The sequence below is a fragment of the Paenibacillus sp. FSL R10-2778 genome, from assembly GCF_038593035.1.
Classification (GTDB): domain Bacteria; phylum Bacillota; class Bacilli; order Paenibacillales; family Paenibacillaceae; genus Paenibacillus_AQ; species Paenibacillus_AQ odorifer.
Map to the genome: position 1 here is coordinate 2,323,533 of NZ_CP151956.1, position 20,279 is coordinate 2,343,811.

The 20,279-nt window shown below is 43.2% G+C and carries 16 protein-coding genes; 12 read left to right on the plus strand and 4 right to left on the minus strand.

Going from position 1 to position 20,279, the window contains the following annotated elements:
- The first annotated feature begins 110 nt into the window (after positions 1–110).
- The 5 genes from NST40_RS10055 to NST40_RS10075 all read left to right on the plus strand — a co-directional run bounded on the left by NST40_RS10055 (position 111) and on the right by NST40_RS10075 (position 5,615).
- A complete protein-coding gene (locus NST40_RS10055) occupies positions 111–1,295 on the plus strand; it encodes a collagen-like protein (RefSeq protein WP_305954099.1) in 1,185 nt (394 codons plus the stop codon).
- A gap of 310 nt (positions 1,296–1,605) precedes the next feature.
- The gene (locus NST40_RS10060) at positions 1,606–2,787 is read left to right on the plus strand and encodes a MalY/PatB family protein (protein WP_076125027.1); all 1,182 of its coding nucleotides are present in this window, start codon (positions 1,606–1,608) and stop codon (positions 2,785–2,787) included.
- A 117-nt stretch (positions 2,788–2,904) separates the two neighbouring features.
- A complete protein-coding gene (locus NST40_RS10065; protein WP_076276378.1) occupies positions 2,905–3,195 on the plus strand; it encodes a hypothetical protein in 291 nt (96 codons plus the stop codon).
- Positions 3,196–3,257: 62 nt separating this feature from the next.
- The gene (locus NST40_RS10070) at positions 3,258–4,208 is read left to right on the plus strand and encodes a nucleoside hydrolase (RefSeq protein ID WP_076276377.1); all 951 of its coding nucleotides are present in this window, start codon (positions 3,258–3,260) and stop codon (positions 4,206–4,208) included.
- 189 nt (positions 4,209–4,397) lie between these two features.
- Positions 4,398–5,615 carry a stalk domain-containing protein gene (locus tag NST40_RS10075; protein ID WP_256718966.1) on the plus strand — a complete coding sequence of 406 codons (1,218 nt, stop codon included), beginning with the start codon at positions 4,398–4,400 and terminating at the stop codon, positions 5,613–5,615.
- A 581-nt stretch (positions 5,616–6,196) separates the two neighbouring features.
- Here NST40_RS10075 and NST40_RS10080 read toward each other — a convergent pair.
- Positions 6,197–6,751, minus strand: a complete 555-nt coding sequence (locus tag NST40_RS10080; RefSeq protein ID WP_076276375.1) for a hypothetical protein — start codon at positions 6,749–6,751, stop codon at positions 6,197–6,199.
- Positions 6,752–6,833: 82 nt separating this feature from the next.
- Positions 6,834–7,826, minus strand: a complete 993-nt coding sequence (locus tag NST40_RS10085) for a hypothetical protein (RefSeq protein WP_339247713.1) — start codon at positions 7,824–7,826, stop codon at positions 6,834–6,836.
- A 402-nt stretch (positions 7,827–8,228) separates the two neighbouring features.
- On the opposite strand from NST40_RS10085, the gene NST40_RS10090 reads away from it, so the two are divergent.
- The 3 genes from NST40_RS10090 to NST40_RS10100 all read left to right on the plus strand — a co-directional run bounded on the left by NST40_RS10090 (position 8,229) and on the right by NST40_RS10100 (position 12,580).
- The gene (locus tag NST40_RS10090; RefSeq protein ID WP_038569765.1) at positions 8,229–9,182 is read left to right on the plus strand and encodes a radical SAM protein; all 954 of its coding nucleotides are present in this window, start codon (positions 8,229–8,231) and stop codon (positions 9,180–9,182) included.
- 121 nt (positions 9,183–9,303) lie between these two features.
- Positions 9,304–10,350, plus strand: a complete 1,047-nt coding sequence (locus tag NST40_RS10095; RefSeq protein ID WP_076276373.1) for a bile acid:sodium symporter family protein — start codon at positions 9,304–9,306, stop codon at positions 10,348–10,350.
- Between the two features lie 196 nt (positions 10,351–10,546).
- A complete protein-coding gene (locus NST40_RS10100) occupies positions 10,547–12,580 on the plus strand; it encodes a methyl-accepting chemotaxis protein (protein WP_342410649.1) in 2,034 nt (677 codons plus the stop codon).
- 165 nt (positions 12,581–12,745) lie between these two features.
- On the opposite strand, the gene NST40_RS10105 is transcribed toward NST40_RS10100, so the two are convergent.
- Positions 12,746–14,023, minus strand: a complete 1,278-nt coding sequence (locus tag NST40_RS10105) for a histidine--tRNA ligase (RefSeq protein ID WP_342410650.1) — start codon at positions 14,021–14,023, stop codon at positions 12,746–12,748.
- 354 nt (positions 14,024–14,377) lie between these two features.
- Between NST40_RS10105 and NST40_RS10110 the strand changes: the two genes are divergently transcribed.
- From NST40_RS10110 to NST40_RS10120, 3 genes are all read left to right on the plus strand, one after another.
- Positions 14,378–15,031, plus strand: coding sequence for an HD domain-containing protein (locus NST40_RS10110; protein ID WP_076276371.1), 654 nt, complete (start codon positions 14,378–14,380; stop codon positions 15,029–15,031).
- Between the two features lie 87 nt (positions 15,032–15,118).
- Positions 15,119–16,564, plus strand: a complete 1,446-nt coding sequence (locus tag NST40_RS10115) for a DEAD/DEAH box helicase (protein ID WP_076276370.1) — start codon at positions 15,119–15,121, stop codon at positions 16,562–16,564.
- 181 nt (positions 16,565–16,745) lie between these two features.
- Positions 16,746–17,204 (plus strand): hypothetical protein, encoded by a 459-nt coding sequence (locus tag NST40_RS10120; RefSeq protein ID WP_076219371.1) that lies wholly within the window; start codon positions 16,746–16,748, stop codon positions 17,202–17,204.
- On the opposite strand, the gene NST40_RS10125 is transcribed toward NST40_RS10120, so the two are convergent.
- Complete coding sequence (locus tag NST40_RS10125) at positions 17,190–17,567, minus strand: hypothetical protein (protein WP_342410651.1); 378 nt, start codon at positions 17,565–17,567, stop codon at positions 17,190–17,192. The two genes, NST40_RS10120 and NST40_RS10125, sit on opposite strands and share 15 nt — an antisense overlap.
- A gap of 334 nt (positions 17,568–17,901) precedes the next feature.
- Here NST40_RS10125 and NST40_RS10130 point away from each other — a divergent pair, with 334 nt between their 5' ends.
- A complete protein-coding gene (locus NST40_RS10130; RefSeq protein WP_076276367.1) occupies positions 17,902–20,217 on the plus strand; it encodes an endo-1,4-beta-xylanase in 2,316 nt (771 codons plus the stop codon).
- Positions 20,218–20,279 lie beyond the last annotated feature (62 nt).

Below are 20,279 nucleotides of genomic sequence, written 5' to 3' on the forward strand. Positions count from 1 at the left end.
TATTTTATTAGCCTTTTTTTATAAAAATAGGTTCCAGTCTAATAGAAACTAGTTATTGGTCCATGTCTAAAATTAATAAGATGCGTACACTGAACTATCTTTATAGGGAGGTGTACGCATTGAGTTGTCCAGACGATAAAAAGTGTCATAAGAAAAAAGTCGCCACTGTATTTCCTTCGAAAAGAAAAAGAAAAGAACATCGCCGAAAGGTTATTAAGAAGATTGTAAAAGTAACCTGTCCTCCACCAGAAGTGAATGTTACTACTCCCACAGTCGTTGGTGCTACAGGACCGCAAGGGCCACAAGGAGCACAAGGACTCCAAGGAATACAAGGGGCCCAAGGCATTCCCGGAGCTCAAGGAGTACGAGGACTCCAAGGAGCTGAAGGACCTCAAGGACCTGCAGGCGGCCCTCCGGGACCCCAAGGACCTCAAGGTGAACCCGGGCCAGCGGGAGCGATTGGTCCTCAGGGTGTAGCGGGCCCCGTTGGTCCTCAGGGTGCGCAAGGCGTTCCGGGTGCCCAAGGAGTTGTAGGTCCTCAGGGATCGCAAGGTTTACCGGGTCCTGCAGGAGCTATAGGACCACAAGGTTTTGTAGGAGCAACCGGAGCGCCGGGAGCACCGGGAGCACCGGGAGCACCGGGAGCACCGGGAGCGCCGGGAGCGCCGGGAGTAGCTGGAGCAACAGGAGCACCGGGAGCGGCCGGAGCACCGGGAGCAGCAGGAGCACCGGGAGCAGCAGGAGCAACGGGAGCAACCGGGGCACCGGGAGCAGCAGGAGCACCGGGAGCAGCAGGAGCCGCGGGAGCAACCGGAGCACCGGGAGCAGCAGGAGCAACGGGCGCAACCGGGGCAACAGGGGCAACAGGAGGCGTATTAGGTTTTGCTGATTTTTTTGCCCTAATGCCTCCTGATAATGCAGCAACTGTAGCACCGGGCACAGACGTAAGTTTTCCTCAAAACGGACCTACTAGCGGGACGACAATTGCACGAACAGGTCCTAGTTCGTTTAATTTAGCGGCAATAGGGACTTATCAGGTTTTGTTTCAGGTTAGTGTAACCGAAGCGGGACAACTCATCTTGACTCTTAATGGTGCGGATCTTGCCTATACTGTTGTTGGACGTGCAACAGGTACATCGCAAATCGTAGAAATGGCTATAGTGCAAACAACGGTCATTAACACCATCCTGACCGTTCGCAATCCTGCTGGTAACTCTACTGCACTTACTATTACTCCTCTCGCTGGAGGAACAAGATCTGTTTCAGCACATCTCGTTATTACACAATTAGCGTAACAAGGTGTATTTCGTATAGATAAGTTGGTCACCTTAATATTAGTGATTTTACTTATGATTATTGTAAAGAGGAGGACGAACGAAGGTCTTCCTCTTTACTCAGAGTATTTACTGGCTTTCAAAAAAGCAGCAATCGAACAAGTTCATTTTTTAATCAAGGTGATGCTAACATTCTATTGTTTTTCTATCGCCTAACGACTTGAAATTAATCATCTATTTATGTGAATTCTTTTGATTCTATCTTAAGATGCTATATCGGTTTCCTCATGATACAATAAAAGATAAGTTTATAAGGATGAGGTGACTTTAGTTGAAGTATGATTTCGATCGCGTAATTGACCGCCGTAATACTAGCTCTTACAAATGGGACCAATCCGAGAAGTTATTCGGTGAGAAGGATATTATGCCGCTTTGGGTGGCAGACATGGATTTTGAAAGTCCTCCCGCAGTGAAGGAAGCCATTCTGCGCCGCGCAGAACAAGGAGTTTACGGTTATAGTGTACCTAGTGATACTTATAAAGAAGCCATCACGTCATGGTTTAAAAGACGGCATGATTGGCAGATCAAACCGGAGTGGATTTCAGATTCTCCCGGAATTGTAACTTCCTTAAGTCTCTCTGTTGAACTGTTTACTGAGCCTGGGGACGAGGTTATTTTACAATCGCCAGTTTATTATCCCTTCTATGATGTCATTCAGATGAATGACCGGAAGGTTGCCAAAAATCCGCTTATCGTCCGTAATGGGCGCTTTGAGATGGATTATGAGCAGTTAGAAGGGCTGATGTTGGGGGGCGCGAAGCTGCTGCTGTTATGCAGTCCGCATAATCCAGGCGGTAGAGTATGGGAAAGAGAAGAGCTGTTGAAGCTCGGTGAACTGTGCTTGCGTCACGGAGTGACAGTAATCTCTGATGAGATCCATTGTGATTTGGCGCTTCCAGGGTATGAGCATATTCCTTTTGCATCCTTGTCTGAGGAAATTGCCAATATTACGTTAACTACACTTGCCGCGACCAAAACCTTCAATCTTCCGGGACTTCAATCCTCTTTTATCGTGTCCTCGAATCCGGAATTGAAACGTAAATTCGATCAAAAAATGAAAGCCTTGAGCTTACATATGGCTAGTTTCTTTGCGCAAGGAGCGGTACAAGCCGCTTACAATGACGGAGAAGAATGGCTGGATGAGCTGTTACAATATGTATCAGATAATGTGGATTATACGGTCAGCTATTTGGCGGAGCATTTACCACAGGTTCATGTGATGCAGCCGCAAGGAACCTACCTGCTCTGGGTGGATTGCCGCGAACTGAACTTGGAAATAGACGGTCTGAAGCAGCTGATGTACAAAGAAGCTAAAGTTGCGTTTAATGAAGGTTCTGTTTTCGGAACAGAAGGCAAAGGCCATCTGCGGATTAATCTGGCTTGTCCGAGATCCACGTTAGTTGAGGCATTGGAACGCTTTTGTAAGGCAGCCGCAGCTTATACAACGAAATAAACGGTGATTACTGAAGCTTGATGATTCCGCTAATGGGATCGTTAAGCTTCTTTATTTTGCAATAGGGTAAAAAGAATAATAAAATGGAGTCCATTACGACATGCAGGAGGACTGCAAATGAAATGGGTAGCTCAGCTTCCGTATTATAAGATACAACGGGAAATTAGGGATGGAGAACAACGAAGTGTTGCTTCCAATCGGCTAATGTATCTGTATCAAGATAGAATTGTAACTCGTCATCGGGAATTCCCGCTAAAAGATATTTTCGATATGTCTTATCGCTCAATGGGGGATATGGGTGGTATGTTCTATCTCCACACGAGTAAGGGCGTGTATGCTTATTTGATAGAGTGTGATCCTGAGCGGTTTATTGATGCTTTTAAAGAACAGGAATTGAATAAAAATTGAGCGATCCTCGTTGGCCGTGATATGATAGTTTTTATGAAAAAACATAATGGGAGAGAACATAAATGAGCAAAACACGAATTATTATTGATGCAGATACAGGTATTGACGATGCACTGGCGATTCTATATGCCTTACGTGCTCCAAACGTAATTGTAGAAGGAATTACAACCGTTTTTGGAAATATTGAGGTCGAAAAGGCGGCGGACAATTCACTGCGGCTAATTGAGCTTGCTAAGCCCGGTTATGAGATTCCTGTAGCGATCGGAGCATCCAAGGCACTTGTTCGTGAACACTCAGGCTACGCCACTCATGTGCATGGTGAGAACGGTATTGGCAATGTGGAAATTGCTCCATCCAGCCAGCGTCCCATTAGCGAAACTGCATCTGAGTTTATTGTTCGGATGGCTAATGAGAATCCCGGAGAGATTGTATTAGTCACACTGGCACATTTAACCAACCTTTCAATGGCGCTTGATATAGACCCTGGTATTAAGAATACTTTGAAAAAAGTAGTGGTGATGGGCGGTACGATCTTCAATCCCGGCAATAGAACACCGGTTGCGGAAGCGAATATTGCTGGGGATCCGGAAGCTGCTGATCATGTATTTACATCTGGGCTTCCTGTTATGATGGTGGGTCTAGACGTTACGCTTAAGACGCGGATTACACAAGAGCATATCGATTTATTAAACCGTTTTGGACGTGAAGAAAATAAAGCGATCATTTCGTTTATGGAACAATCGCTTACTCATTATTTTAATTTCTATCGTGAAGCGAACTTTTTGATCAACAGCGCACCGCTGCATGATCCACTCGCACTTATGGTTGCGCTGCAACCAGATCTAGTAACCTACAAAGAGATGAATGTTCGTGTGGAGCATAAAGGTGAGTTTACATCGGGAATGGTCGTAGCGGACTTGCGGGCTCAGCCAAAAGTGGGTAAACCCATACAAGTTGCAGTGGATGTAGATGTTGAACGAGCAGTGGGAACCTTTTTGAGCGTGTTTATGTAATTTTGCCGACCTCTTCTAATATGACAAATAATTTCGAAGCTCAAAGATGACAATCTATTAATTTTACAATTGGATAATCTTTGGTAAAATGGTAGAGGACATATAAGAGTTTACAAGATTAGACTGCATATCATAGAAGAGGGAGACTTAACATTCATGAATAAGCGAATCGGTAAATTAGTATTATGTATGGCTATTTCGCTAGGAGGCACCACGGCGTTATTCCAAAATACCACACAGGCAGCCACAGCTGGTGGAGTTAGTATTGTGCTGGATGGTTATCCACTACCCTTTCCAGTAGAACCTGTTGTGATGAGCGGAACAACGATGGTGCCATTCCGAGCTATATCTGAAGCTTTGGGAATTAATGTCGAGTGGAATCAAGCGCAGAAGAAAATTACGGCTACCAAAACAGATACTGCAGGGATCAAAGTCGTAACCCTGACCCTTGGCAGCAAAAATGCAGGTGTTAACGGCGCGGTTGTGAAGTTAGGAGTTGCTCCGCAAACGATCCGGGATACAACGATGATTCCCCTTAGCTTCTTTGGCCAGCAGTTTGGTGCGGGTGTAGCTTGGAATCAATCCACGAAGACCGTATCTATTACTTCGCCGAAGACTGAGCTGTACACTCTTGGTTTCTATGCGCTGAGTTCTTATAGTGAGATTTCCTTACTTCCTAATTTTGATGCTGTGGCCTTCGGTTGGAGTGGGATTGATAAAAGCGGGCAATTCACCACAACGGGGACTGATTTCAAATGGCCTCAGGCGGCTGGTGACGTAACACCAGAATCAATTGTCACGAATGCAGCGGCAGGTGGAACAGCTCCTTATCTGATGGTCTTCTCTGGAGATACCGCATCAGAATTAACTAAGAACCTGGAAGATAAGCAGCTTCAAGAACAGACGATTACTGGAATCGTAGATCTTGCAACGCAAAAAGGATTCCAAGGCATTACCCTGGATCTGGAGGGCCTAGGTCTAACAGGTGATAAGGCGAAGGTGCAAGCGGATTACAATGCTTTTGTGAAAAACCTATCACAAAAAGCACATGCAGCAGGACTTAAACTTACCGTTATTCTTCATCCATTAAATAGTTCTTATAAAGGTTATGATTACAAAACTTTAGGAACACTTGCAGATGATTTGGTCATTATGGCGTACGATTATTTACAAGAGAAAAAAGTTCCAGAGCCGATGAGTTTAGTTGATGAAGGCATCCGGCTTGCGCTTCAGCAAGTGAGTAAGGATAAGCTGATCCTCGGGATCTCTGTGTATAGCGAAAACGAATCTTCAGTGAATTCGAAGGTAGGACTTGCTAAACGTTATGGCCTTAAAGGAATTGCAATCTGGCGTTTAGGTCTGATCGGACAGCCTGTCTGGAACGAGATGGGGAAGTCAGTAGAGTAAGCAGCAACGATCAAAAAGAGTGGTACCGCGAAGGTTAAACCTATCGCCTCTTTGGAGGCGATAGGTTTTTTCTGTTCTCTATAGAATAAATACTATTGAAGGTGGGTGTTTTATCTACCTAAGGTTTTTTTATGGGCAGAATGCAACTGTTTAGAGAGAATATCAGACGAGAGTGTTGAACAATTGGACTGCTATGCCGCTGCTTGCGAGTATCTTTTAATACCAAAGTATGAAGAACGTTATTTAGATACAGAGGTTACACTCAACGATATAACTATGCACATGCAAAATCTCAAGAAAAAATGGATAAATGGATGGCGTGGATAATTAGCCTCCGTAACTGGCAGCCGATTGCTGTCTTCATAAGCGTTTAACGCCAATCTTTCGAGTGTTGGAGGTGAACACAACTGAGGGCATAAAGAGACCAAAAATACGAAACCAGTCCGAAGTTCGGAGCAGGTGTTGTGTTTTATCGTTCATTAAGCAGTAGCACAGAAAAATTGTAAGTTCTTTATTGGCCTCTGCATCTGCAGAGGGCTTTTCTATTGATCGGATCAATTCCATTAATCGCAATACTCAAGTCATTTAACTAACGAATCATATTCATGAGGAACAAACATATCACCAAATTTCTTTCTCATCATTATTTGAGTTTGTAATGCTTGTTCATAATTAGAACCCGTAGCAATGAAAGCCAAATTCTTCTCTTTAACATCTATCCAGTTAGTAGATGGCCAAATATTGATGTTTTCAAATTTATCATCAAACCACATTAGAGCGTATTGATTTATTTCGTATGGTGCGGAGGAGTCTAGATAAAATAGAGTACTCATATTTATGCCTTTATTTCTTTTAGTGATATATACAGTGACCTCTTGATCTTTTGTGAAGTCATAGGCATCTATTGAGACATTTCCAACAAATTTCTTTTGACCAAATATTGGTTTATATAGTGTCCCATTAACCTTAATTATGGTACTTTTAGCTGAAGCAGAGTTGTTAAGGGTGAACACGACGGCAGTACGTTCTACGTTAACCTTTTTCGGGAAATTGTAGTTATATAAAAACAAAGCAACACCTATTAGCACTAAAAATAGTACAACTGAAATTAAGGTTATAGGTTTCTTTAATCTCATAATTCCCCTCCAAATTAAAATAGTTGAGATTTACGTCAAAAACGCTTTGACGCAAATCTCAACTTCAAATAATTGAAATCTATTACAATAAATAACCCATACCCATAGGCATAGCAGGGGTAATAGTTTGAACGGTTTTACCATCAATCCCGGTAAGAGTAATTTTTGTTATGAAAGAAGTTGCAGTAGGCCCGCTGAGATAATAATTTATTGCGGCAGAAGAATCTCTATGATACAGGGCAGTATAACTAAATTGTTTCGATGATCCCTGATTTATTGTTGCATTTGTTGTGGCACCAGTTGTTGAAGCATAGCTAAACGTAGGAATAGAATATGCACTAGCGCCGCTAACTGTACTAGTAATTAATGCTAAACTTTGATAAGAATCAGACTTGCTAGCTTCTTTTATAAACATAAAATCTACTGATTCGTACCAGTTCCAAGTATAACTCGCCGAAATATTTTTGACTGTAGTTGTTTTACTAAAGTTAGAATCAGAAATAAAGTTCTTTACCGCGTCATATATAGTTATGGTAGCACCTACATAACTATTAAATGAACCAAGAGTAGTTGTCGCAGCTGACACCAAAAGATTGGAAACCCCCGCTTGCAACGAATTTGAGTTTGAAAGAAACGTTACTCCCGTATTTTTGAGTGCAGAATTTTGAGCATTAGATTCTGCCGTTACATGTTGAACTTCATATGTAACCCCATTTTTGACCCAGTTAGACCGGAAACTAGACCAAACAATGTTTGTGCTCGCCGGTAAATCAACAAATGGTTGTATTTGTGAGCTGTCTGTTCCTAAGGATTTTTTTTGTGCTATTACAACTTGTGCTTCCTCTGGAGTTAAAAAATCTACCCCCAAAGATTCTAGTTCCTTCCCTAGCTTTTCATATTCTATTTCGTAGCCAGCCTTATGTTCTCCCAGTAGATCCGCTCTTTCTTGATAAATCTTACTAATCTGTGCTTCGACATCGTTGTTGTTGCTACTTGAAGCGCTTACAACACCTGTTGATCCAAGAAGTAAAGAACTAATCAGTACTAATGAGGCAATTTTTCGGAATATCATCATAATCCTCCTTTTTTACCAAAAATACTATATTTTGGCTCTTTATTAGTATATAAGATCTTATGAAAATCTGTCAATGATTAACATAATCGAATGAAGGAGAGATTCAGGAATGCGCTTCGAGAGTACCGTTCTTTCTTCATATAGAAGCTCCTTTAATTTAAAATGGTCTATATAATCCAGAGTGAAAGTAATGTAAAATTACCAATTGATACGGTAATAACAAAGGAAACTGGAGAAAAATCCGGTTGGAAGAACGGATATTTCCGTAGTCACGATCGTTAGCTGTTATAGCTGGCAATTCGAATGTTATAAAACTCACATTAACCTAAGCCATAAACCTATATAATCTCTAAGGTTGAACTTTTGAACTAAATTCATTATTTTTCAGGAGGACTTTAGAGTATGAGATATAAAGCATTAGAGCTCGACAAACCGCTTACTTATGAGCTGGAAGGGTTAGAAATAGGGGTAACTTCGAACTGTAATTTCCGCTGCGATTATTGCTGTGCATATAATAGAAATGATGGACAAAGCATCAAAGCAAAAGAGGTCATCCGCATTCTGGACGAACTTCCAGGCCTTAAAAGAGTACGCTTATCAGGTGGAGAAGTGACGCTGAAATTCGATGACTGTGTGGAAATTGTAACCTACTGCGCATCCAGAGGGATTCAGACACAGTTAAATTCCAACGGCAGTCTTTTAAATGCTGAACGAATTGGCCAATTGGTCTCCGCAGGATTAACGACTATACATATTTCCTTCAATTTTACTACTGCGGAAGCTTTCTCAAAATATTATAATATTCATCCAAGCATCTATGAAAAAATAAGAGAAAATATTACCCTATTCGCTGCAACAAGTGTGGATACCGTACTGGAGACGCTGCTGTTCAGTGAAACCCAGGATAATATGAAGGAGATCAGCGATCATGTCTACGCAATGGGCGTGCGCACACATGAAATTCAGAACAGTATTATCATGGATCATACGGGTTGGAAGTCTATAGCTGCACGGGAACAATTAAAGAATGCAGTGAGCGAGCTGATCGCACGGAAGAAAGAAGATACGATTCTGTATTTCACCTGTATGGACCGCTTTATGGACGCCCTTGGGTTCGAAGAGCAGCCGGGTGTGTATTTTCCTCACTGTATTGAGGGGAAGAAGCAGCTTCATCTGCATGGAAATGGCGACATTTTGATTTCAGAGCTTTGCCATCCGGTGATTATCGGCAACATTTATCAAGGAACTTCACTAAAAGATTTATACAATAATATGCCAGCGCCATTGGCACAGTTTTTGGATAAGCAACCCTGCCCAGCACTGGATGCATTGTTTCCACAAGGCATAGAAGTTTAACACTCTATATAGATTAATTCGAGGGACCAATTTAAGAATTGGTTCCTATTTTTTTATGGTAGACTTAATAAAAAACAAAGATAAGGGATGTATGAGCTTCATACATAAGGTGTACTGCCAAGTGTTTGCTAATATAAGAAATGGACTCATCAAATCTAATGTTGTTCTAGAAAAGATTATGCCGTTATTAACACCCACGGCCATCGTGGTCGGCGTACTTAACGAAAGCAGACTGCTGCCGTTCACAGGTCTCGTGCCCTGGATTTTTGCTGTAATGACGCTGATCGGTAGCTTGAAGTCCAACCTAAAGGATCTGTTGGGGGTACTTCTGAAACCTCAGAAGCTGATTATTCTAATGGTAATTTTACATATTGTAATGCCGCTGATCGGCTGGCTTGCAGCCATGGCTTTTTTTCCGGGAGATCCATATACAGTAACTGGTTATGTATTGTTGTTCGCGATTCCTACAGGTGTTGTAAGTGTGGTATGGGTGTCGATGTACGGAGGGAATATTGCGCTGACATTGGCGCTTATTCTGATTGATACGCTCTTGTCGCCCATTGTTGTCCCGGGTACCTTATATTTGCTGATGGGAGCGAGTGTTGAAATTCAGCTAGGCGATATGATGAAAGGGCTGCTATGGATGGTAGTCATTCCTTCTGTAGTTGGGATGCTGCTGAATCAATGGACAAAAGGGAAAGTAAATACGGTATGTGGTCCGCCGCTTGCTCCGTTTGTTAAAGTCGGATTGTTTGTAGTTGTTTCTATTAATGGGGCCAGCATTGCCCGTTATCTGAAACATCCGGATGGCAAATTAGCGATCATTATTGGAGTGACCTTCATAACCGTTGTGCTTGGCTATGTGATCGGAGCTTTGGTGTCACGCCGTTTCCGCTTTAGTTATGAAGATTCCGTTGCGGTGCAGTTTAATTCGGGTATGCGGAATTTAAGTGCAGGAGCTGTATTAGCGGTGAAATATTTTCCTCCTGCTGTCGCGCTTCCAGTAATTTCGGGGATGTTATTCCAACAAATACTCGCTGCGATGTCTGGTCTATTTTTACGTAGTAGAACTAAACGACTGTTAAGTGAGGGTGCATTAATGCAAGCGAATACGGTCTCTCAGCTAGAACCACCTAGTTCTTCTAGGACAGATGACAGGCCTTGTTAACCATCTTGTGAAGGATATATGACCTAAAAGCTGTGATATTTTATTCATTTACATGAAAATTTTCGACATTTTATGATATATTTCTTATTTTTGCGCGATTTATATTCACTATTCAACTTTGCCACCCGATAGTAATTGTATTATTTACAATTTCATTGTTCGCAAATGAACAAGCAGTCGGAAGGATGAAAAGAATATGAAGATTCGCCTAAAGTTATCACTTGTTATGATAGGTGTGACCCTTTTATGTATTTCTGTAATGGGGATATTTACGTATTTGAAATCAACTCAGGCGATTGTGAATCTTACTGAGAATTCTATGAAGCAGGTCAATACGAACAAAGCTCAGACTATATCAGCCATGATAGCAAAAGAGCGGAGAAGCACAGAGCTTATTGCGAGCCGTTCGGAAATTGTTGATCTACTGCTGCAAGCTGGGAATGGTGGAGTTAACAAAGGAGATAAGCTTCAGAATGAGGTGAACGCCAGTCTACAAAGCATTGTGGAGGAAGCAGGAAACCTTGAGCACATTCTAGTCAGTGATATGAAAGGTATTAGTGTGGCTGACAGTGATACTAAGCTTATAGGGACAGATTTTAGTGAAAGAGATTATACGAAAAGAGTAATGGAGACGGCTGAGCCTGTGATCAGTGAAACGCTGAAATCAAAATCTACAGGAGCTTATGTAGTGGCTTTTGTACAGCCCGTAAAGAGTAATGGAAAGATGATTGGATTTATTGCATCAGCTGTTTCCGCAGATAGTATCATTAAGTATTTGGCCGATACCAAAGTGGTAAACACGACGAGCTCTTACGCTTATTTACTGGATGAGAACGGCAATAAATTATATTATCCGGATAAAACACAAATTGGTCAGCCTATTGAGAATACGCAGATCGCAGCTGTTATGGAGCGTGTGAAATCTGGTGAGAAGGTAGCGGATGGCCTGCTCAATAATACATATAATGGTGTGGAAAAAAAATCAACCTATACAGTTTTATCTGAGACGCACTGGTTGCTTGTATTAACCGCAGACCTCGATGAAATCGTGAAACCTGTCACTGATATGAGAAATTTCAACTTATTTCTTGGTGTGGGAAGTTTGATTATTGCCTTGCTGATTGCTCTTTATTTTGCTAAAAAAATCTCTTCTCCGATTGTTAAACTAACGGACATGATTAATAAAACGGCAGAATTGAATTTGACGCATGACTCAGAGTATGAGTATTTGACTAAAAACAAAGATGAGACAGGGACGATCGCCAAAGCGATGTTCAGCACCCGGGCTACACTTCGTGAGATGGCTGGAAGTTTAATTACGATCTCGTCCAAAGTGCTTGAAAATGCAGAAACGCTGGAGAAGCTGTCTATAGATGTGCGGGAAAATGCCCACGATAATTCAGCGACTACGCAGCAGCTATCGGCAGGTATGGAAGAGACCGCAGCCTCCACAGAGGAAATGACAGCAGCAATTACTGAAATTGATAACAATGTATCCGGGATCACCAATAATGTGAAGGAAGGCGCTGCCGTTTCTAGACAAATTAGTGAGCGGGCGCTGACTCTTCAGGATGAGGCAACAGAATCTACGACGAATGCTAAACAAATTTATGAATCCGTGCGAATCGATATGGAAAAAGCGATTGAGCAGTCGAGCGCGATTGCAGAGATTAATGTACTGACGGATACGATTCTATCCATTGCCAGTCAGACCAATCTGCTGGCCCTGAATGCAGCTATAGAAGCGGCAAGAGCGGGGGAGGCAGGTAAAGGTTTTGCGGTTGTAGCTGGTGAGATTCGGAAGTTGGCTGAGAAGTCGTCTAAGATTGCGGCCGGAATTCAAGGTGTGGTAACAGGTGTATATTCCTCTGTTGAATCCATGAAGGAGAATTCTGAGGCATTACTTTCTTTTATTGACCAGAATGTCCTAGCAGATTATGAACGATTAACTGAGGTAAGTCAGCAATACAACAGTGATGCTGCTACTGTAAATACGCTGTTAAAACAATTCGAGAGCGCAGCCGATCATTTGAGTATGGCCATATCGAGTATTAATATTGCCGTTAATGAGGTAGCTGCTACAGTAAACGAAGGAGCTATAGGGATTCAGGATATCGCGGTGAAAACGGCGGATATCGTGGAAAAAACATTCCTAGAGGTTACTATGGCCGATGAAAATACTCAAAGTGCCAAAGAGCTTCAGGGGTTAGTAGATAAGTTTAAGATCTAGGGGTTTGAAATGAATTAAGGGAATCCTTATCTCTTTTTCATAAAATATTAAGCTTGCAGGGTTATAGTACATGTATAACCTCCCTTATATATAGACTTTACCCCGCCGGTCGCCGGCGGGGTCTTTTTTTATGCGGATCTTTTTAGAAGAATATAAGGCAACAGTTTATCCAGTAATAAGGTAGATGGCTTCATCTAATGGAACTATAACTTCTGTTTGTTCCTTCATATCCTTCAGACGCACCTTATCCGCACTGGATTCACTCTCGCCGATCAGAATAACGTAACGTATTTTTTGTGATGAGGCTGTGGCGAGTTGCTTTTTAAGTTTTCTTTTACCGGATACCAGACTGGTCCGGATAGAACAGGCACGGAGCTCGGCGGCTGCAATTAAAGCCTGTGGGAGCGTCTCGCCAACCGGAATGACCATAACCTCTGCTGTCTTGCGCTCTTGGATAGGACGTTCTGCAAGGAGCGCCATGATAGACTCCATACCAAAAGATAAGCCAACCGTCGGATATTGAATATCCTCTCTGCCCACTAGCTGTCCGATGATAGCGTCATATCTGCCTCCACCACCCAAGCTTGAGGTAAAGGAACCGGATGCATCAAAGATCTCGTAGACGGTTCCAGTGTAGAAAGAAAGCCCGCGGGATAAGAAGGGATCGAAACGGCAAGTCTGCTGCAGCTGAATGTCTTGGAGCAGCTTTTGCAGGACAAGAACCTCCATTGCTCCCGGTTGTCCGGTAAGACTATATTTTTCGCATAACTGCTCAAAGCTTGGATTGTCCATTTCAATAAGCTCTAGAATAGCAGCGATGGTTGCAGATTCGATTTCCTTGCTGATCAATTCATTTTTCACGCCGACGAGGTTGATTTTTTCTAATTTATCCAAGGTTAGCATAACGGACAGTTGGTCCTCGGCAGGTACACCAATCGATTCCAGGATCTCACCGAGAAAACGTCTGTTGTTCCATTTTAGGATGATCGGGATGTCCAGCTTGCGAAAAGCTTCTGTGGCCAGCTGCATCAATTCAGCTTCCGCCTCAGGTCCTGAAATACCAACAACATCAACATCGCATTGCAGAAATTCACGCAGGCGCCCACGTTTCACGGGACCATCACGGAATACTTTTCCGATCTCATAACGCTTGAAGGGAAACACTATTCCAGGATTTAAGGCGATCACTTTGGCAAAAGGGATGGTCAGATCATATCGTAAGCCCAGCTTGCGGTTTCCTTGATCGGTGAGTTGGTACATCTCCTTGAGAATTTCATCCCCACCTGCATATTTCGAGGTTAATAACTCCAGTTCATTTAATAATGTGGTGTCCATGGATTCAAAATCATAGAGTTCGAACAAATCCTGCAGCGTATTTTGAATGTTCTTTCTGAGCGCCTGCTCTTTTCCGAAGTAATCATAAGTTCCTTTAATGTTTTGCATCGTTAGTAGCTCCTTTGAATTGGCATAGTTTAGAAATAAAAAAACGCGCAGGACCTCATGGTCCTGCGCGTGATCTATGCCGCAGGGAGGCCAACGCGAGTAGCGTTAGCCTCCCTGAGAATTTCAGGGTTGCTAACGCTGTTTGTGATAATAATGAAGTTGATTCAGCATGATTGTTATGGTGTTCATCAGAATCAATTCCCTTCGACATTTTGATTACTGCCGATTATAGCGGATCATTTGGAGCCGTGCAAGTAAGAATTTGTTATAACAAAGATTTTTAGTAGGCGAATGGACAGGCAATCAGCTATAATAGGGCTTCGATATTTCATAGGTGAGGGGAGCTTGTTGACGATGAATCAACCTTTAATAATAGCCCGGGCGGAAGAATTTGTGAAAGAACAACTAGGACAAGATACTACGGGGCATGACTGGTGGCACACCCATCGGGTCCGCAGCACGGCATGTGAAATTGCTGAGATCGAGCGTGCGGATGTTTTTATCTGTACGATGGCAGCCTTGCTGCATGATGTTGCAGACGAGAAGCTTAATCCGTCAAAAGAAGCAGGTCTGCTTAAAGTCCACACTTGGCTTACGGCAAACCTTACAGAGGAGGAGCAAATTCGTCATATCATGCTGATCGTTGAAACGATGTCTTTTAGTGGTGGTGGAGGAGAACCTATGCAGACTCTGGAAGGTCAAGTGGTGCAGGATGCAGATCGACTAGATGCACTTGGCGCGATTGGCATTGCCAGAACCTTTATTTTCTCAGGCGCAAAGGGACGTCCGGCTTATGATCCGGAAGTTTCTCCACGCGAGGAGTCGCTGCAGAAGGAATACAGGGATTATAGCAAAGGGACGGCTGTGAATCATTTTTATGAGAAGCTGTTGAAACTAAAATTCTTAATGAATACGGCTTATGGACGCAAGTTAGCGGAAGAACGGCATGATTTCATGTTGAATTTTCTGGACCAGTTCTATAAGGAATGGAATCAAGGACGCCAATAACTGTTATAATGATAAGTATGCACAAGATGGAAGGATCGCGGAGTCTCCGCTTTAACCAGAACAATCGGCATAGAAGAGGTTGAATGAATGAGTGAATTGCAATTTAGAGATTATGAATTAAACGAAGAGATAGTTAAAGCACTGGATGTTCTGAAATTTATGACACCTACGGAGGTTCAGAGCAAGGTAATTCCTGTGGCTTTGCAGCAAAAGGATCTGATTGTGAAATCGCAAACAGGCAGTGGCAAGACGGGAGCTTATGGTATTCCGCTTTGCGATCTGGTGGATTGGGTGGAGAATAAGCCGCAGGCTTTGATTCTTACGCCAACTCGGGAGCTTGCGATGCAGGTGAAAGAGGATATTACGAACATCGGACGTTTTAAACGGATTAAAGCAGTTGCTCTCTTCGGCAAGCAGCCCTTTGCCCCTCAAAAGATAGAGCTTACGCAAAAAACACATGTTGTCGTAGGTACGCCTGGACGCGTATTTGACCATATTGAAAGAGGCACACTTCCGCTAAATCGAATCAAATATTTGATCATCGATGAAGCTGACGAAATGCTGAGCATGGGCTTTATTGAGCAGATCGAGAAGATCATTAAGCAGCTGCCCAAAGAGCGAGTAACGATGTTATTCTCAGCTACCTTACCCGAAGTCATTAAGAATTTGTGCCTAAAATATATGAGCGATCCAACAGATATCGAGATTCAGGCAAGTGGAATTACGACGGCTACGATTGAACATGCATTGATTGAAGTGAGACAAGCTGCCAAATTCTCTTTGCTAAGCGATATCATTACGGTGGAGAATCCGGATAGCTGTATTATTTTTTGCCGTACGCAAGAGCAGGTGAATGCTGTATTCAGAGGACTGGCGGATCTGGAATATCCTTGTGATAAGATCCACGGGGGTATGGAGCAGGATGAGCGCTTTGAGGTCATGAATGCTTTTAAAAGAGGGCAATTCCGCTATTTAATCGCTACCGATGTGGCGGCTAGAGGGATTGATATCGAGAATATCACCCATGTGATTAATTACGATATTCCACTGGAAAAAGAAAGCTACGTGCATCGTACGGGCAGAACCGCGCGTGCAGGCAAGACAGGTAAAGCGATCACTTTTGTCACTCCGAATGAGCAGAAGTGGGTAACTGAAATCGAAAGCTATATTGGCTTCAGCATTCCGCATATGAAAGCTCCTTCGGACGACGCAGTGGCCTACGCAAAGGAAGCGTTCGAGCAGAAGATCAATAAGCAGCCTGTCCGCAAGAAGGACAAAAGCGAAAGCTTAAACAAAGAGATTATGAAGCTATACTTCAACGGCGGCAAGAAAAAGAAGCTAAGAGCCGTGGATTTTGTCGGCACAATAGCAAAGCTTGAAGGTATGTCCGCCGAAGATATCGGGATTATCTCGATTCAGGACAATGTGACCTACGTGGATATTTTGAACGGTAAAGGCGCAATGGTGCTGCAAGCGATGAGAGAGACCACCGTGAAGGGCAAGCAGCTGAAGGTTCATATTGCTAAAAAATAAATCAAGGATGACAGCTTATTGCTAAGCTCCTTGCAAATATGCCGCTACTGATGCGGTTTATATGAAGAGGGAGTCGTGTTCACCACACGGCTCTCTTTTTATTTGTTGTTGTATCTCAGTATCTCCATTTTTTCATTGTAAAATTATAGAAAATAGAATATAACTTGTGAGAGGTGATAGATTGAAAGGTGAATTAAGAAGCACAAGGATGAAAGTACTCCTACAAGTCACCATTGTTGTTTTCTTGCATTTAATTATTATCTACCTTTTGGGAATGAAAACGGGGAAGTTGGAAGTAGAAGTAGTAAAACAAATGTTTATAATGTATGCAGCCCCAATAATTCTCCTGAATGTGTCTTGCAAGATAGCTTTAAAGACGGAAAAGCTTAGGTACAACATTTCTTGGTTAGTTATTAGTATTGTTCCTAGCATGAGAATTCTATTTTATTTAAAAGAATTACAAGGAAAAGAGTCAAGTGGTTCAGGGGTTGTTGGTTTAAGTTTTTTTGATATTAAGCCTGACTTTGATCAGATAAGTCTTATCTATTTTTTTCCTATAATATATTTAGGTATTCAACTAGTTTTGATTTTTTTACTACTGATCATGATAGTAACGAAAGAAAAATCAATAGCTGACTAGCATAATGTTCTTGTACATACCAGGAATGCCGAAATGAACGGTAAAAATCCCGTACAATGCGCTGATCCTGCTGGAAACGTCCAAATGAACGGTAAAAATCCCGTACAATGCGTTGAACCAGCTGGAAATGCCGAATTGTACGGTAAAAATCCCGTACAATGCGCTGAACCAGCTGGAAATGCCGAATTGTACGGTAGAAATCCCGTACAATGCGCTGATCCAGCTGGAAATGCCGAATTGTACGGTAAAAATCCCGTACAATGCGCTGAACCAGCTGGAAATGCCGAATTGTACGGTAGAAATCCCGTACAATGCGTTGATCCCGCTGGAAACGCCGAAATGTACGGTAAAATTTCCGTACATTCAGTCAGCATGTTATGTAACCCAAGAGACAACACCATAATGGTGTCGTCTCTTGGGTTTTTTCGGCGCTAAATGGAGCTGATAACGCAGATCCGTTCAGCTTAAGTAAAATAAGATCGAAAATAATTTATTTTCATTCCATAAATGGAAACAAATGTGATATTATGGCGATATAGAGCCCATACTTCACGGATGACCTGCCTAGCTTGGTTCCTCCTGAGGATAGGCTCTGATTTTTTTTATGAGAAAGGTGGTGTGGCCCGAGCGGTATCGGGGAACAGGAAGAAACGAAGCCATAAGGTTCGAACCTAATTCAGAAGGGAGAATCGAAGCGATGAAAAAAAGAACTTTTTTGAAAGCGCTTAATTTTGTTTTGGTTTTATGTTTGCTTGTACCTGTGTATTGGGCTGCACCCGCACATGCGGAGAACACGCTTATTCAGCAAAGCGATTTTGAAGATGGCACTGTTCAGGGCTGGAGTGGACGTGGGGAAGTTGAGGTGCTTACAGCCAAAACAGATGCGGCACGCAGCGGCACATATGGCCTGGAGGTAAGCGGCCGAACAAAAACGTGGCATGGACCTTCACTGGATGTGACTAGCCAGCTGGAAGTGGGACAAACTTATGTGTTTATTGGATGGGTGAAGCTGCCTGCCGGATCATCTAACGCGAATATCTATATGTCATTGCAGCGGACATTACCTTCTACCATTCATTATGACAATTTGACCTTTGGTGCAGTGACAGCGAACGGTTGGGTGAAGCTGCAGGCGCAGTACAAGCTATTGGAGCCGGCAGATCAGCTTTCTATTTATTTTGAAGTGCCGGGTAGCGCGACAACTTCTTTTTATTTGGATGATTTTCGATTGGAAAAGCTACCGGATCTCGGTCCAATTGTCATCGAAGATGCGATTCCTTCGCTAAAGGATGTGTTTGCAAACAAATTTCTGATCGGCTCGGCGTTTACGAATAGTGAGCTGCTGACAGCTCCGGATCGGCAATTGTTAGCCAAGCATTTTGATAGTGTAACGCCAGGAAATGTTCTGAAATGGGACAGCACGGAGCCGCAGGAAGGTGTGTTTAATTTCGCTGAAGCTGATACGGCAGTAGCTTTTGCCACCGCAAATGGACAGCAGGTACGTGGGCATACCCTGGTTTGGCATTCGCAGACACCGGATTGGGTATTCCGTGACGCCAGTGGTAATTTGGTCTCCAAAACGGTGTTATATGAACGGATGAAGAGTCATATTAAGACTGTTATGGAACGTTATAAAGGTGAAATCTATGCTTGGGATGTCGTTAATGAAGTGATTGATACTTCGCAATCGGATGGCATGCGCCGCAGCCTGTGGTACCAGATCGCGGGTGAAGAGTATATTGAGAAGGCATTCCAGTTCGCTCATGAAGCTGATCCTAACGCAAAACTGTTCATTAATGACTACAATACGCATGAGCCAGCCAAAAGCCAAGCACTATACAATCTAATCGTACGACTTCAGGCTAAAGGGGTTCCTATTGACGGAGTAGGGCATCAAACACATATCAGCTTGTATTATCCTTCGCTCTCTGAAATCGAGAATTCGATTATCAAATTCAAGGCTTTAGGGCTGGAAACTCATATTACTGAGCTGGATATTAGTGTGTATTCTGATAATTCTCAAGCTTATGAGACCTTCCCTGATAATTTGAAGCAGCGCCAAGCGGCTTTATACAAATCATTATTTGAAATCTTCCTGCGGCACACGGATACGGTCACGAATGTCACTCTCTGGGGGAAGGATGACAGTAATACTTGGCTGCGTACCTATCCGGTAGCCCGTAACAATTGGCCTTTATTGTTCGATGAGCGCCTTCAGTCCAAGCCAGCTTATTGGTCTGTATTGGAGACAGTGGCAGCTCCCGTAGTTCCAGCAGCTCCTGCTAACTTGAATGCAGCTGCAGGCAATGGGCTCGTGAATCTTAGCTGGAGCACCTCGGCGGGCGCGACTTCCTATACGGTGAAACGGTCACTTACGAGTGGTGGCCCTTATACCACTCTGACTACGGCTACCGGGACGAGCTATAGCGATGCGGCGGTTAGCAACGGAACGACTTATTATTATGTTGTGAATGCTGTCAATAGTGCGGGTACGAGCAGCAATTCTGTACAAGCGATGGCTACACCGCAAGGATCGGGGCCTGTCGAACCGGTCACCGGGCTTGCAGTGGCGTATCGGACAGCGGATACTAACCCAAATGACAACCAGATGAAGCCCTATTTTAATATTAAAAATAACGGCACAACTGCAGTCGATCTTAGCGAGCTGAGCATCCGTTACTGGTATACGATCGATGGAGACAAGCCGCAATCCTTTTTCTGTGATTATGCCCAGATCGGCAACAGCAAGGTAGCAGGCAGCTTTGTAAAGCTGGACACGCCCCGAACGGGAGCAGATTACTATTTGGAAGTGAAATTCAACGCAGGTGCGGGCATGCTTGTCGCTGGAGGAACTTCCGGGGATATTCAGACCCGGATACACAAGACAGATTGGAGCAATTTTAACGAGGCCAATGATTATTCGTTTAATTCACTTCAGACCGCTTATGCGGCTTGGAACAAGGTGACCCTTTATCGGAACGGAGTGCTGGTATGGGGAACAGAGCCGCAATAGCGAAAGTAGGAGAACTGAGCTTTAATTGTGCCGTTTTTAATTTTTAGGGAAAACCTCCCTGA

Excerpts from the sequence above, each read along its gene's own strand:
- NST40_RS10125 (WP_342410651.1), bottom strand. The coding sequence starts at position 17,567 with ATGTACGGAAATTTTACCGTACATTTCGGCGTTTCCAGCGGGATCAAC.
- NST40_RS10085 (WP_339247713.1), bottom strand. The coding sequence starts at position 7,826 with ATGATGATATTCCGAAAAATTGCCTCATTAGTACTGATTAGTTCTTTA.
- NST40_RS10110 (WP_076276371.1), top strand. The coding sequence starts at position 14,378 with ATGAATCAACCTTTAATAATAGCCCGGGCGGAAGAATTTGTGAAAGAA.
- NST40_RS10090 (WP_038569765.1), top strand. The coding sequence starts at position 8,229 with ATGAGATATAAAGCATTAGAGCTCGACAAACCGCTTACTTATGAGCTG.
- NST40_RS10105 (WP_342410650.1), bottom strand. The coding sequence starts at position 14,023 with ATGCAAAACATTAAAGGAACTTATGATTACTTCGGAAAAGAGCAGGCG.
- NST40_RS10115 (WP_076276370.1), top strand. The coding sequence starts at position 15,119 with ATGAGTGAATTGCAATTTAGAGATTATGAATTAAACGAAGAGATAGTT.
- NST40_RS10100 (WP_342410649.1), top strand. The coding sequence starts at position 10,547 with ATGAAGATTCGCCTAAAGTTATCACTTGTTATGATAGGTGTGACCCTT.
- NST40_RS10070 (WP_076276377.1), top strand. The coding sequence starts at position 3,258 with ATGAGCAAAACACGAATTATTATTGATGCAGATACAGGTATTGACGAT.
- NST40_RS10080 (WP_076276375.1), bottom strand. The coding sequence starts at position 6,751 with ATGAGATTAAAGAAACCTATAACCTTAATTTCAGTTGTACTATTTTTA.
- NST40_RS10075 (WP_256718966.1), top strand. The coding sequence starts at position 4,398 with ATGGCTATTTCGCTAGGAGGCACCACGGCGTTATTCCAAAATACCACA.
- NST40_RS10130 (WP_076276367.1), top strand. The coding sequence starts at position 17,902 with ATGAAAAAAAGAACTTTTTTGAAAGCGCTTAATTTTGTTTTGGTTTTA.
- NST40_RS10065 (WP_076276378.1), top strand. The coding sequence starts at position 2,905 with ATGAAATGGGTAGCTCAGCTTCCGTATTATAAGATACAACGGGAAATT.